Below are 13,628 nucleotides of genomic sequence, written 5' to 3' on the forward strand. Positions count from 1 at the left end.
CGCACCACGCTCATTTTAAATGCAATTCTTTGATCCATCTCAGAGGATTGGTCAAAGTTTGGCCTTTCATCTCGTGCAAAAAATGCGTAATATACGCCGCCTTGCAGTCACAGTATGGTCATTTCTTAACTCATGCGCATCGGACAATATCAGCTCAGAAATCGCCTGATCGCAGCGCCCATGGCTGGCATTACAGACAGACCTTTTCGGACGTTGTGCTACGAGATGGGAGCCGGATTGACAGTATCCGAGATGATGTCTTCTAACCCACAGGTTTGGGAAAGCGACAAATCTCGTTTACGGATGGTGCACATTGATGAACCCGGTATTCGCACCGTGCAAATTGCTGGTAGCGATCCGAAAGAAATGGCAGATGCAGCACGTATTAACGTGGAAAGCGGTGCCCAGATTATTGATATCAATATGGGTTGCCCGGCTAAAAAAGTGAATCGCAAGCTCGCAGGTTCAGCCCTCTTGCAGTACCCGGATGTCGTTAAATCGATCCTTACCGAGGTCGTCAATGCAGTGGACGTTCCTGTTACCCTGAAGATTCGCACCGGCTGGGCACCGGAACACCGTAACTGCGAAGAGATTGCCCAACTGGCTGAAGACTGTGGCATTCAGGCTCTGACCATTCATGGCCGTACACGCGCCTGTTTGTTCAATGGAGAAGCTGAGTACGACAGTATTCGGGCAGTTAAGCAGAAAGTTTCCATTCCGGTTATCGCGAATGGCGACATTACTGACCCGCTTAAAGCCAGAGCTGTGCTCGACTATACAGGGGCGGATGCCCTGATGATAGGCCGCGCAGCTCAGGGAAGACCCTGGATCTTTCGGGAAATCCAGCATTATCTGGACACTGGGGAGTTGCTGCCCCCGCTGCCTTTGGCAGAGGTTAAGCGCTTGCTTTGCGCGCACGTTCGGGAACTGCATGACTTTTATGGTCCGGCAAAAGGGTACCGAATTGCACGTAAACACGTTTCCTGGTATCTCCAGGAACACGCTCCAAATGACCAGTTTCGGCGCACATTCAACGCCATTGAGGATGCCAGCGAACAGCTGGAGGCGTTGGAGGCATACTTCGAAAATTTTGCGTAAACAGAAATAAAGAGCTGACAGAACTATGTTCGAACAACGCGTAAATTCTGACGTACTGACCGTTTCTACCGTTAACTCTCAGGATCAGGTAACCCAAAAACCCCTGCGTGACTCGGTTAAACAGGCACTGAAGAACTATTTTGCTCAACTGAATGGTCAGGATGTGAATGACCTCTATGAGCTGGTACTGGCTGAAGTAGAACAGCCCCTGTTGGACATGGTGATGCAATACACCCGTGGTAACCAGACCCGTGCTGCGCTGATGATGGGCATCAACCGTGGTACGCTGCGTAAAAAATTGAAAAAATACGGCATGAACTAATTCAGGTTAGCTAAATGCTTGATTAAAAAGGCGCTACTCGGCATGGGGAAGCGCCTTTTTTATAGGTGTCACAAAGGGAGTGACCATGAGAACAGGATGTGAACCGACCCGGTTTGGTAATGAAGCTAAGACCATTATTCACGGTGATGCGCTTGCCGAACTTAAAAAGATCCCCGCCGAAAGTGTCGATCTGATCTTTGCCGACCCACCATATAACATCGGTAAAAATTTTGATGGTCTGATCGAAGCCTGGAAAGAAGATCTGTTTATCGACTGGCTGTTTGAAGTGATTGCAGAGTGCCACCGCGTTCTGAAAAAGCAGGGCAGCATGTACATCATGAACAGCACGGAAAACATGCCCTTTATCGATCTCCAGTGCCGCAAGCTTTTTACCATCAAAAGTCGCATCGTCTGGTCATATGACAGTTCTGGAGTACAGGCGAAAAAACACTACGGCTCCATGTACGAACCCATCCTGATGATGGTGAAAGACGCAAAGAACTACACATTCAACGGTGATGCTATTCTGGTAGAAGCCAAAACCGGATCGCAGCGCGCGTTGATCGATTATCGCAAAAATCCTCCACAGCCATACAATCATCAAAAAGTACCGGGTAACGTCTGGGATTTTCCGCGCGTGCGTTATTTGATGGATGAATATGAGAACCACCCGACGCAAAAACCGGAAGCCTTACTGAAACGCATTATTCTCGCCTCTTCCAACCCAGGCGATATCGTTCTCGACCCGTTTGCCGGTAGCTTTACTACCGGTGCCGTAGCCGTCTCCAGCGGGCGAAAATTCATTGGTATTGAGATCAACAGCGAGTACATCAAAATGGGGCTTCGACGGCTGGATGTCGCGTCGCATTACTCTGCGGAAGAACTGGCGAAAGTGAAAAAAAGAAAGACCGGCAACCTGTCAAAACGAAGCCGGTTAAGCGAAGTTGACCCCGATCTCATTGCAAAGTAAAGGAAGTGTAAGCCTGGTTTTCAGATTATTCATTTCGTGTATATTTCCTGCCAGACTTGGTTAAACATACACAGGCTCAGGTAATGATTCGCAAGTATTGGTGGCTCGTCGTTTTCGCTGTCTTCGTTTTTCTGTTTGATACTTTACTGATGCAGTGGATTGAACTGCTGGCAACAGAAACAGACAAATGTCGCAATATGAACTCAGTTAATCCACTAAAACTGGTTAACTGTGACGAACTGAATTTTCAGGACAGAATGTGAATTTACATGACACTTAATTCATTCGTTTGATGAATTAATTTCGTTATGTTTTCATCTGGCATGAACATTCTTAATACGTTATCGACCAGAGCGGGGGCTTGTTTATAAAGATCATAACCCGCCATATTCATTAACCAGTTTTGAACAATTCCGCTGAAGGCACCATTAATAATAATCATCACAACATCTAAATCGAGGTTATTTGCTACACAACCTTGTTGCTGACACGCCTGCAATACTTCGCGGAGAGTCTGCGGATTGAAGCCCATCTTTTCGCGTATCACTCCCTCGGCCAGCATCTCATCATTAAATTCACATTTGTGATATAAGATTTTCAGCAACGCCTGCTGGCGGGGAATTTTGGCAATATATTGCAAGCCGACAATCAATTTTTCACGCAATTGTTGAAACGGGTCATGCTCTAATCCAGCCGTCAAGTGTTCCTGGATTAACTCCCGCAATGAAGGCTGTTGCAACCACATCTCATTAAACAGTTGAGTCTTGTTTTCGAAGTGCCAGTAGATAGCGCCACGCGTAACGTTAGCAGCGTCGGCAATGTCGTTGAGTGTCGTCTTGCTTACGCCATGCTGCGCAAACTGGGCGATGGCAGTTTCAATCAGTTCTTGCCGGGTCTTCAGAGCTTCGGCTTTGGTTCTTTTTGCCATGATTAATTATTCAGGAAATAAATATATTCGACACAGAGTGAGAAAATAGCGAAGGTTAATCTATCACCTAATGTGTATTTATACGAGAGGCTAATATTGAGTTGCTATAAATCGTCAAATAAATAATATATATTATTTACCTAAAATACATTCGCCACATGAATATATATTTCAATTTACGAGGTTTTAATTCTGCCTCTTTCAACCCGCGTCAAAATAAAACAGTAGAATATTAATCTTTTTTTGTGTTTATGTGCCTTGAGACGCCAGTATTCATAACTATTCCTTACATCGACGAATGATAATTTGTAGGATAGCAAACTGTATTTTTCTTTCTGCGAGTTAACGCGTTGCCTTTCTGGGTAAATAACGCGCTTTTGGTTTTTTGAGGAATAGTAATGACGAAACATGCCAGGTTTTTCCTCCTGCCCTCCTTTATTCTGATCTCCGCGGCTTTAATCGCCGGTTGTAACGATAAGGGAGAAGAGAAAGCTCACGTCGGTGAACCGCAGGTTACCGTTCATATTGTGAAAACGGCCCCGTTAGAAGTTAAGACTGAATTACCAGGCCGCACCAATGCTTACCGTATAGCCGAAGTTCGCCCACAGGTTAGCGGGATCGTACTGAATCGTAATTTCACTGAAGGCAGCGATGTACAAGCAGGCCAGTCCCTGTACCAGATCGATCCCGCGACCTATCAGGCAAATTATGACAGCGCGAAAGGCGAACTGGCGAAAAGTGAAGCCGCCGCCGCCATCGCGCATTTGACGGTAAAACGTTACGTTCCGCTCGTGGGTACGAAATACATCAGCCAGCAGGAGTACGACCAGGCCATTGCTGATGCTCGCCAGGCCGATGCCGCCGTGATTGCCGCAAAAGCCACAGTCGAAAGCGCTCGCATCAATCTCGCTTATACCAAAGTGACTGCGCCAATTAGCGGACGTATCGGCAAATCGACCGTGACCGAAGGCGCTCTTGTCACTAATGGGCAAACGACTGAACTGGCGACTGTCCAGCAGCTCGATCCTATCTACGTTGATGTGACCCAATCCAGCAACGATTTTATGAGGCTGAAGCAATCCGTAGAGCAAGGAAATTTGCATAAGGAAAACGCCACCAGCAACGTAGAGTTGGTCATGGAAAACGGTCAAACCTATCCCCTGAAAGGTACGCTGCAATTCTCTGATGTGACCGTTGATGAAAGCACCGGCTCCATAACCCTACGTGCCGTCTTCCCTAACCCGCAACATACGCTTTTGCCGGGTATGTTTGTGCGCGCACGGATTGATGAAGGCGTCCAACCTGACGCCATTCTTATCCCGCAACAAGGCGTTAGCCGCACACCGCGTGGTGATGCAACCGTGCTGATTGTTAACGATAAAAGTCAGGTGGAAGCGCGCCCTGTCGTTGCCAGTCAGGCGATTGGCGATAAATGGTTGATTAGCGAAGGTCTGAAATCTGGCGATCAAGTCATTGTCAGCGGCCTGCAAAAAGCGCGTCCGGGAGAGCAGGTTAAAGCCACTACCGATACCCCCGCAGATACTGCATCGAAGTAAGGTAATCTGACATGGCAAACTTTTTTATTCGACGACCGATATTTGCATGGGTGCTGGCCATTATTCTGATGATGGCGGGCGCACTGGCGATCCTACAATTACCCGTCGCTCAGTATCCAACCATTGCACCGCCTGCGGTTTCTGTTTCAGCAAACTATCCGGGCGCTGATGCGCAGACCGTGCAGGATACGGTGACGCAGGTTATCGAACAGAATATGAACGGTATCGATAACCTGATGTATATGTCCTCCACCAGCGATTCCGCCGGTAGCGTGACAATTACCCTTACCTTCCAGTCCGGGACCGATCCTGATATCGCGCAAGTGCAGGTGCAGAACAAACTCCAGCTCGCCACGCCGTTGCTGCCGCAGGAGGTTCAGCAGCAGGGGATCAGTGTTGAAAAGTCCAGTAGCAGCTATTTGATGGTGGCGGGCTTTGTCTCTGATAACCCAGACACCACACAGGACGATATCTCGGACTATGTGGCCTCTAACGTTAAAGATACGCTTAGCCGTCTGAATGGCGTCGGTGACGTACAGCTTTTCGGCGCACAGTATGCGATGCGTATCTGGCTGGACGCCGATCTGCTAAACAAATATAAACTGACACCGGTTGATGTGATTAACCAGTTGAAGGTACAGAACGATCAGATCGCTGCCGGACAGTTGGGCGGAACGCCAGCGTTACCAGGGCAACAGTTGAACGCCTCAATTATTGCTCAGACGCGGTTAAAAAATCCGGAAGAATTCGGCAAAGTAACCCTGCGCGTAAACAGTGACGGCTCGGTGGTACGCCTGAAAGATGTCGCACGAGTTGAACTTGGCGGTGAAAACTATAACGTTATCGCTCGTATCAACGGAAAACCGGCGGCGGGCCTGGGGATTAAGCTGGCAACCGGCGCGAATGCTCTCGATACCGCGAAAGCCATTAAGGCAAAACTGGCGGAATTACAGCCATTCTTCCCGCAGGGAATGAAGGTTCTCTACCCTTATGACACCACGCCATTCGTCCAGCTTTCTATTCACGAAGTGGTAAAAACGCTGTTCGAAGCCATTATGCTGGTGTTCCTGGTGATGTATCTGTTCTTGCAGAATATGCGAGCAACGCTGATCCCCACCATTGCGGTACCCGTGGTGTTATTAGGGACGTTTGCCATCCTCGCCGCTTTTGGTTACTCCATCAACACACTAACGATGTTCGGGATGGTGCTTGCCATCGGGCTGCTCGTCGATGATGCGATAGTGGTGGTGGAGAACGTCGAGCGCGTGATGATGGAGGATAAGCTCCCGCCAAAAGAAGCGACGGAAAAATCGATGTCGCAAATTCAGGGCGCACTGGTGGGTATCGCGATGGTGCTGTCAGCGGTATTTATTCCGATGGCATTCTTCGGCGGTTCTACTGGGGCAATTTATCGCCAGTTCTCTATCACCATCGTTTCGGCAATGGCGCTTTCTGTTCTGGTGGCATTGATTCTTACCCCTGCGTTATGTGCAACACTGCTCAAACCCACCTCAGCTGAGCATCACGAAAATAAGGGTGGTTTCTTCGGCTGGTTTAATACCACCTTCGATCATAGCGTTAACCACTACACCAACAGCGTCGGCAAAATCCTCGGTTCCACAGGACGATATTTACTGATCTATGCGCTGATTGTTGCAGGAATGGTGGTGTTGTTTTTACGTCTTCCGTCTTCCTTCTTACCTGAAGAGGATCAGGGTGTCTTTCTGACCATGATTCAGTTACCCGCTGGCGCGACGCAAGAGCGGACGCAAAAAGTGTTGGATCAAGTGACGGATTACTATCTGAAGAACGAGAAAGCGAACGTTGAAAGTGTCTTTACGGTTAACGGCTTTAGCTTCAGCGGCCAGGCACAAAACGCCGGTATGGCCTTCGTCAGTCTGAAACCGTGGGAAGAGCGTAATAGTGATGAAAACAGTGCGGAAGCGGTAATCCATCGTGCCAAAATGGAATTGGGCAAGATCCGCGACGGTTTTGTCATTCCATTCAATATGCCAGCCATTGTTGAACTGGGCACGGCAACGGGTTTCGACTTTGAGTTAATTGATCAGGCTGGGCTGGGTCACGATGCCCTGACCCAGGCCCGTAACCAGTTGCTTGGCATGGCGGCGCAACATCCTGCCAGCTTAGTCAGCGTGCGTCCTAATGGCCTGGAAGACACCGCGCAGTTTAAACTGGAAGTTGACCAGGAAAAGGCGCAGGCATTAGGTGTTTCACTTTCTGACATCAATCAGACCATTTCAACGGCGTTGGGTGGGACTTACGTTAACGACTTCATCGACCGTGGTCGCGTGAAAAAGGTGTATGTTCAGGCGGATGCCAAATTCCGTATGCTGCCAGAAGATGTCGATAAACTTTATGTCCGCAGCGCCAACGGCGAAATGGTGCCATTCTCGGCCTTTACCACTTCACATTGGGTGTATGGCTCTCCGCGACTGGAACGCTACAACGGTCTGCCGTCAATGGAGATTCAGGGGGAAGCCGCGCCAGGAACCAGTTCCGGCGATGCCATGGCGTTGATGGAAAACCTTGCGTCAAAATTACCTGCGGGCATTGGTTATGACTGGACGGGTATGTCGTATCAGGAACGCTTATCGGGAAACCAGGCTCCCGCTCTGGTAGCAATTTCCTTTGTGGTTGTTTTCCTGTGCCTTGCTGCACTCTATGAAAGCTGGTCAATTCCTGTCTCGGTTATGTTGGTAGTGCCGTTAGGGATTGTCGGCGTGCTACTGGCGGCAACACTCTTTAATCAAAAAAATGACGTCTACTTTATGGTGGGCTTGCTAACGACAATTGGCTTGTCGGCCAAAAACGCTATTTTGATTGTTGAGTTCGCTAAAGATCTCATGGAGAAAGAGGGTAAAGGTGTTGTTGAAGCGACACTGATGGCAGTACGTATGCGTCTGCGTCCTATCCTGATGACCTCTCTCGCCTTTATTCTCGGCGTATTACCGCTAGCTATCAGTAACGGTGCCGGCAGTGGCGCGCAGAACGCTGTGGGTATCGGGGTAATGGGAGGAATGGTCTCTGCAACGTTGCTGGCAATCTTCTTCGTACCGGTGTTCTTTGTGGTGATCCGCCGTTGCTTTAAAGGATAAATCAGAAACATAAAGGCGCTTTCGGGTGCCTTTATTATTTCCAGTGAAACCCATAAAAATTAATAAGATATTCTTCTGCTCACTCTTTAAAAGCTTTCTATAGTTCCCGCTCCCTTCACTATTTTTACAATTCACATAATTTGTCATTATTCATTCCGCAAGATTTATAACCTCCGGTGATAAAATGGCATTCAGCTCGTTAATAAGAGAGTTAACTTATTAAGCGTTAGCGTTTATTACTGAGGTAACACCATGAAAAGATTAATTCCTGTGGCATTGCTCACCGCATTGCTGGCGGGCTGTGCTCACGATTCGCCCTGCGTTCCGGTTTATGACGATCAGGGTCGTCTGGTTCACACCAATACCTGTATGAAAGGCACGACTCAGGATAACTGGGAAACGGCTGGGGCTATTGCTGGCGGGGCAGCGGCTGTTGCTGGCCTGACGATGGGGATCATCGCTCTGTCGAAATAACTGAACAGGGCGCGGAGTTTCGCGCTCTGTTTAACGATACAGTATCTTTACATAAGATAAAATATTGCTATATTCTGCTGGCTAATTCTCTGCTGATTTAGCATGTTATATCGCGTTATTTCGCTGCTTTCGAAATAACGCATCAATTTAACTTTCACACTTCCCACCAGAAATATACTCACGCTAACAATCATTATTCTGCTTAGTAAAACACGCGTAAATATTTTGCGCCAAAATGTGGCGCATGTTTCATTTTCGCACCATTGCGGGGCGCTGTTTTTATTATTTCCTGTCTACACTCAGCTTATTGCGACGCGAAATCGGGCGCAAAAGCTGGCACTACTTTTGCTTATAAGAGGATGGCCACAGACAGGTAAAAGACGTTTCCCAAACGTCCTATAACGATAATTTTCGCCTCACAGGAAGCATTATGAAAAAGATGATGATAGCCACACTGGCTGCCGCCAGCGTGCTGCTTGCCGTTGCAAATCAGGCGCATGCTGGCGCGACGCTTGATGCCGTTCAGAAAAAAGGTTTTGTGCAATGCGGGATCAGTGATGGATTACCTGGGTTCTCTTATGCCGATGCAGACGGTAAGTTTTCAGGTATTGATGTTGATGTTTGTCGTGGTGTTGCCGCTGCTGTATTTGGTGACGACACGAAAGTGAAATATACCCCACTCACAGCAAAAGAACGCTTCACCGCTTTACAGTCAGGGGAAGTGGATTTGCTCTCCCGTAATACGACCTGGACTTCATCTCGCGATGCCGGGATGGGAATGGCATTTACCGGCGTCACTTATTACGACGGCATTGGCTTCCTGACGCACGATAAAGCGGGGCTAAAAAGCGCGAAAGAACTGGATGGCGCTACCGTCTGTATTCAGGCGGGTACTGATACCGAACTCAACGTTGCCGACTATTTCAAGGCAAACAATATGAAGTACACACCGGTGACTTTCGATCGCTCTGACGAATCAGCGAAGGCACTGGAATCTGGTCGCTGCGATACGCTGGCCTCGGATCAGTCGCAACTGTATGCCCTGCGCATCAAATTAAGCAACCCAGCTGAATGGATTGTCTTACCGGAGGTTATCTCTAAAGAACCGCTTGGGCCGGCAGTTCGTCGTGGCGATGATGAATGGTTCTCGATTGTACGCTGGACGCTTTTCGCCATGCTGAATGCTGAAGAGATGGGCATCAATTCCCAGAACGTCGATGAAAAAGCGGCTAATCCAGCAACGCCTGATATGGCACATCTGCTGGGTAAAGAAGGCGATTACGGCAAGGATCTGAAGCTGGATAATAAATGGGCCTATAACATCATCAAACAGGTGGGTAACTACTCGGAAATTTTCGAGCGTAACGTAGGTTCAGAAAGCCCGCTGAAAATTAAACGTGGGCAAAATAATCTCTGGAATAACGGCGGTATTCAGTACGCGCCGCCCGTGCGTTAAGTCGGTGTGAGGTAACGGGCGTCGCTACGGCGGCGCTCTCTTCAGCGTTATGCTTTCCGAGGTTTCTATGTCTCATCGCCGCTCAACCGTTAAAGGCTCACTCTCTTTTGCCAACCCTACGGTTCGCGCCTGGTTATTCCAGATCCTTGCCGTTGTTGCTGTTGTCGGCATTGTTGGTTGGTTATTTCACAACACTGTAACGAATCTCAATAATCGTGGCATTACTTCAGGTTTTGCCTTTCTGGATCGCGGCGCTGGCTTCGGTATTGTCCAGCATTTGATCGATTACCAGCAGGGCGACACCTACGGACGCGTTTTTATTGTCGGCTTACTCAATACGCTACTGGTTTCTGCATTGTGTATTGTGTTCGCTTCTGTTTTAGGCTTCTTTATCGGTCTGGCGAGACTTTCGGATAACTGGCTGCTACGAAAACTATCCACAATTTATATTGAGATCTTCCGTAATATTCCCCCGCTGCTGCAAATCTTCTTCTGGTACTTTGCCGTGTTGCGCAATTTGCCCGGACCACGCCAGGCTGTGAGCGCGTTTGATCTGGCCTTTTTGAGCAATCGTGGGCTTTATATTCCGTCACCGCAGCTGGGAGACGGATTTATTGCGTTTATCCTGGCTGTTGTTATGGCTATAGTCCTTTCTGTTGGGCTATTCCGCTTTAATAAAACATACCAGATAAAGACCGGACAACTGCGCCGCACCTGGCCGATCGCCGCAGTGTTGATCATTGGTTTGCCTTTACTGGCGCAATGGCTTTTTGGCGCAGCACTACACTGGGATGTCCCAGCCCTACGAGGCTTTAACTTCCGCGGCGGGATGGTTTTAATTCCTGAACTGGCAGCCTTAACGCTGGCACTTTCGGTTTATACATCTGCATTTATCGCCGAGATTATCCGCGCTGGGATCCAGGCAGTGCCTTATGGTCAACATGAAGCGGCTCGGTCACTGGGATTACCCAACCCGGTTACGCTACGCCAGGTCATTATTCCCCAGGCACTGCGAGTGATTATTCCGCCGTTAACCAGCCAGTATCTCAACATCGTCAAAAACTCCTCTCTTGCCGCCGCTATTGGCTATCCCGATATGGTTTCGCTGTTTGCTGGCACCGTGCTGAACCAGACGGGGCAAGCCATCGAGACGATAGCCATGACCATGTCGGTCTATCTGATTATCAGCCTGACTATCTCGCTGCTGATGAATATCTATAACCGCCGCATCGCGATCGTTGAACGCTAAGGAGTCATGATGACAAAAGTATTGCTGTCTCAGCCCTCGCGCCCAGCGAGCCATAACTCAAGCCGCGCGATGGTGTGGGTGCGAAAAAATCTGTTCTCCAGCTGGAGCAATAGCCTGCTGACTATTGGCTGCATATGGTTGATGTGGGAACTGATCCCACCGTTGCTGAACTGGGCATTTTTGCAGGCTAATTGGGTTGGCTCAACGCGTGCCGACTGCACAAAAGCCGGTGCCTGTTGGGTCTTCATCCACGAACGATTTGGTCAGTTTATGTATGGACTTTACCCACACGACCAACGCTGGCGAATTAACCAGGCATTACTGATTGGCCTTGTGTCAATCGCACCAATGTTCTGGAAAATACTCCCGCATCGCGGTCGCTATATTGCGGTCTGGGCGGTGATTTACCCACTGATTGTCTGGTGGCTGATGTATGGCGGTTTTTTTGGTCTGGAGCGGGTTGAAACCCGGCAATGGGGCGGGCTGACGCTAACTTTAATTATTGCATCCGTTGGGATTGCGGGGGCGCTACCGTGGGGGATCTTACTGGCGTTAGGTCGCCGCTCCCATATGCCGATTGTGCGTATCTTATCGGTCATTTTTATCGAGTTCTGGCGCGGCGTACCGCTGATTACCGTATTGTTTATGTCTTCGGTCATGCTGCCTTTGTTTATGGCAGAAGGCACCAATATCGACAAACTGATCCGCGCGCTGGTTGGCGTGATCCTGTTTCAGTCAGCATATGTTGCGGAAGTCGTGCGAGGCGGATTACAGGCGCTGCCTAAAGGGCAATATGAAGCGGCAGAGTCGCTGGCGTTGGGTTACTGGAAAACTCAGGGGCTGGTTATTCTGCCACAGGCGTTGAAGCTGGTAATTCCTGGGCTGGTAAATACCATCATCGCACTCTTCAAAGATACCAGCCTGGTGATCATTATCGGGTTGTTCGATCTTTTCAGTAGCGTTCAGCAGGCAACCGTTGATCCCACCTGGTTGGGTATGTCGACGGAAGGGTATGTTTTCGCCGCGCTGATCTACTGGATCTTCTGTTTCAGCATGTCGCGCTATAGCCAGCATCTGGAAAAACGTTTTAACACCGGGCGTACACCGCATTGAGGACACTATGAGCCAAATTTTACTGCAACCTGCTAACGCGATGATTACGCTGGAAAACGTCAATAAATGGTATGGACAATTCCATGTTTTGAAAAATATAAATTTAACCGTGCAACCGGGAGAACGGATCGTTCTGTGTGGCCCTTCAGGTTCCGGTAAATCGACAACCATTCGTTGTATTAATCATCTGGAAGAACATCAACAGGGACGGATCGTGGTAGATGGCATCGAACTTAATGAAGATATCCGCAATATTGAGCGCGTCCGGCAGGAAGTGGGAATGGTCTTTCAGCATTTCAATCTCTTCCCTCATCTGACCGTTCTACAGAACTGTACCCTGGCACCGATTTGGGTACGCAAGATGCCAAAGAAAGAGGCTGAAGCTCTGGCGATGCATTACCTTGAGCGGGTGAGAATTGCCGAACATGCGCATAAGTTTCCCGGACAAATTTCTGGTGGTCAGCAGCAACGCGTTGCCATTGCGCGTTCGCTGTGTATGAAGCCGAAAATTATGTTGTTTGATGAGCCAACGTCGGCGCTCGATCCGGAGATGGTGAAAGAGGTGCTGGATACGATGATTGGGCTGGCGCAATCGGGTATGACAATGTTGTGTGTAACGCATGAGATGGGGTTTGCGCGAACCGTCGCTGACCGGGTGATTTTTATGGATCGTGGGGAAATAGTGGAGCAAGCTGCACCTGATGAATTTTTTACGCATCCTAAATCAGAGCGTACGAGGGCATTTTTATCGCAGGTAATCCATTAATTGAATGTTAGTTCGAAAAGCAAAAAGGCCATCCTTTCGGATGGCCTTTTTGCTTGATTTGATGTCTGGCAGTTTATGGCGGGCGTCCTGCCCGCCACCCTCCGGGCCGTTGCTTCGCAACGTTCAAATCCGCTCCCGGCGGATTTGTCCTGGTTGGGAGAGTGTTCACCGACAAACAACAGATAAAACAAAAGGCCCAGTCTTCCGACTGAGCCTTTTGTTTTATTTGATGTCTGGCAGTTCCCTACTCTCGCATGGGGAGACCCCACACTACCATCGGCGCTACGGCGTTTCACTTCTGAGTTCGGCATGGGGTCAGGTGGGACCACCGCGCTACTGCCGCCAGACAAATTCTTTTCTAATCTGCCGAACTTTAACCTAAAAAGTGGTGCTGATACCCAGAGTCGAACTGGGGACCTCACCCTTACCAAGGGTGCGCTCTACCAACTGAGCCATATCAGCACGCTAAATTTGATGCCTGGCAGTTCCCTACTCTCGCATGGGGAGACCCCACACTACCATCGGCGCTACGGCGTTTCACTTCTGAGTTCGGCATGGGGTCAGGTGGGACCACCGCGCT

General features: G+C 49.1%; 12 protein-coding genes, 1 tRNA gene and 2 rRNA genes. 11 read left to right on the forward strand and 4 right to left on the reverse strand.

Annotated features, from left to right (window positions below; genetic code table 11):
• The first annotated feature begins 132 nt into the window (after positions 1–132).
• From dusB to ACJHW7_RS14060, 4 genes are all read left to right on the forward strand, one after another.
• Positions 133–1,098, forward strand: coding sequence for a tRNA dihydrouridine synthase DusB (dusB, locus tag ACJHW7_RS14045; protein WP_001219652.1), 966 nt, complete (start codon positions 133–135; stop codon positions 1,096–1,098).
• 25 nt (positions 1,099–1,123) lie between these two features.
• Positions 1,124–1,420 (forward strand): DNA-binding transcriptional regulator Fis, encoded by a 297-nt coding sequence (gene fis, locus ACJHW7_RS14050; protein ID WP_000462905.1) that lies wholly within the window; start codon positions 1,124–1,126, stop codon positions 1,418–1,420.
• A gap of 85 nt (positions 1,421–1,505) precedes the next feature.
• Positions 1,506–2,390, forward strand: coding sequence for an adenine-specific DNA-methyltransferase (gene yhdJ / locus ACJHW7_RS14055; RefSeq protein ID WP_001258900.1), 885 nt, complete (start codon positions 1,506–1,508; stop codon positions 2,388–2,390).
• An 83-nt stretch (positions 2,391–2,473) separates the two neighbouring features.
• Positions 2,474–2,653 carry a DUF2556 family protein gene (locus ACJHW7_RS14060; RefSeq protein WP_001295275.1) on the forward strand — a complete coding sequence of 60 codons (180 nt, stop codon included), beginning with the start codon at positions 2,474–2,476 and terminating at the stop codon, positions 2,651–2,653.
• A gap of 2 nt (positions 2,654–2,655) precedes the next feature.
• Here the strand turns inward: ACJHW7_RS14060 and acrS are convergent, their stop codons facing one another.
• A complete protein-coding gene (gene acrS, locus ACJHW7_RS14065; protein ID WP_001129522.1) occupies positions 2,656–3,318 on the reverse strand; it encodes a multidrug efflux transporter transcriptional repressor AcrS in 663 nt (220 codons plus the stop codon).
• Positions 3,319–3,716: 398 nt separating this feature from the next.
• On the opposite strand from acrS, the gene acrE reads away from it, so the two are divergent.
• The 7 genes from acrE to ACJHW7_RS14100 all read left to right on the forward strand — a co-directional run bounded on the left by acrE (position 3,717) and on the right by ACJHW7_RS14100 (position 13,048).
• A complete protein-coding gene (gene acrE, locus ACJHW7_RS14070) occupies positions 3,717–4,874 on the forward strand; it encodes a multidrug efflux RND transporter periplasmic adaptor subunit AcrE (protein WP_000160334.1) in 1,158 nt (385 codons plus the stop codon).
• An 11-nt stretch (positions 4,875–4,885) separates the two neighbouring features.
• Positions 4,886–7,990, forward strand: coding sequence for a multidrug efflux RND transporter permease subunit AcrF (acrF, locus tag ACJHW7_RS14075; protein ID WP_001273212.1), 3,105 nt, complete (start codon positions 4,886–4,888; stop codon positions 7,988–7,990).
• 252 nt (positions 7,991–8,242) lie between these two features.
• Complete coding sequence (locus tag ACJHW7_RS14080; protein WP_000825639.1) at positions 8,243–8,464, forward strand: membrane protein; 222 nt, start codon at positions 8,243–8,245, stop codon at positions 8,462–8,464.
• Between the two features lie 430 nt (positions 8,465–8,894).
• Complete coding sequence (locus tag ACJHW7_RS14085; RefSeq protein ID WP_000738575.1) at positions 8,895–9,920, forward strand: amino acid ABC transporter substrate-binding protein; 1,026 nt, start codon at positions 8,895–8,897, stop codon at positions 9,918–9,920.
• 67 nt (positions 9,921–9,987) lie between these two features.
• Positions 9,988–11,169, forward strand: a complete 1,182-nt coding sequence (locus ACJHW7_RS14090; RefSeq protein ID WP_000019655.1) for an amino acid ABC transporter permease — start codon at positions 9,988–9,990, stop codon at positions 11,167–11,169.
• Between the two features lie 9 nt (positions 11,170–11,178).
• Positions 11,179–12,282 carry an amino acid ABC transporter permease gene (locus ACJHW7_RS14095; protein ID WP_021557261.1) on the forward strand — a complete coding sequence of 368 codons (1,104 nt, stop codon included), beginning with the start codon at positions 11,179–11,181 and terminating at the stop codon, positions 12,280–12,282.
• Between the two features lie 7 nt (positions 12,283–12,289).
• Entirely contained in the window at positions 12,290–13,048 is a 759-nt protein-coding gene (locus tag ACJHW7_RS14100) for an amino acid ABC transporter ATP-binding protein (RefSeq protein WP_000078339.1), read from the forward strand.
• A 231-nt stretch (positions 13,049–13,279) separates the two neighbouring features.
• Here the strand turns inward: ACJHW7_RS14100 and rrf (ACJHW7_RS14105) are convergent.
• The 3 genes from rrf (ACJHW7_RS14105) to rrf (ACJHW7_RS14115) form a co-directional block, all read right to left on the reverse strand.
• Positions 13,280–13,395, reverse strand: a 5S ribosomal RNA gene (rrf, locus tag ACJHW7_RS14105).
• A gap of 39 nt (positions 13,396–13,434) precedes the next feature.
• A tRNA-Thr gene (locus ACJHW7_RS14110) sits at positions 13,435–13,510 on the reverse strand.
• Between the two features lie 14 nt (positions 13,511–13,524).
• Positions 13,525–13,628, reverse strand: a 5S ribosomal RNA gene (rrf, locus tag ACJHW7_RS14115); the annotation flags it as partial.

The sequence above is a fragment of the Escherichia sp. WS1152 genome, assembly GCF_046487665.1.
In the GTDB taxonomy this organism is placed as follows: Bacteria; Pseudomonadota; Gammaproteobacteria; order Enterobacterales; family Enterobacteriaceae; genus Escherichia; species Escherichia coli.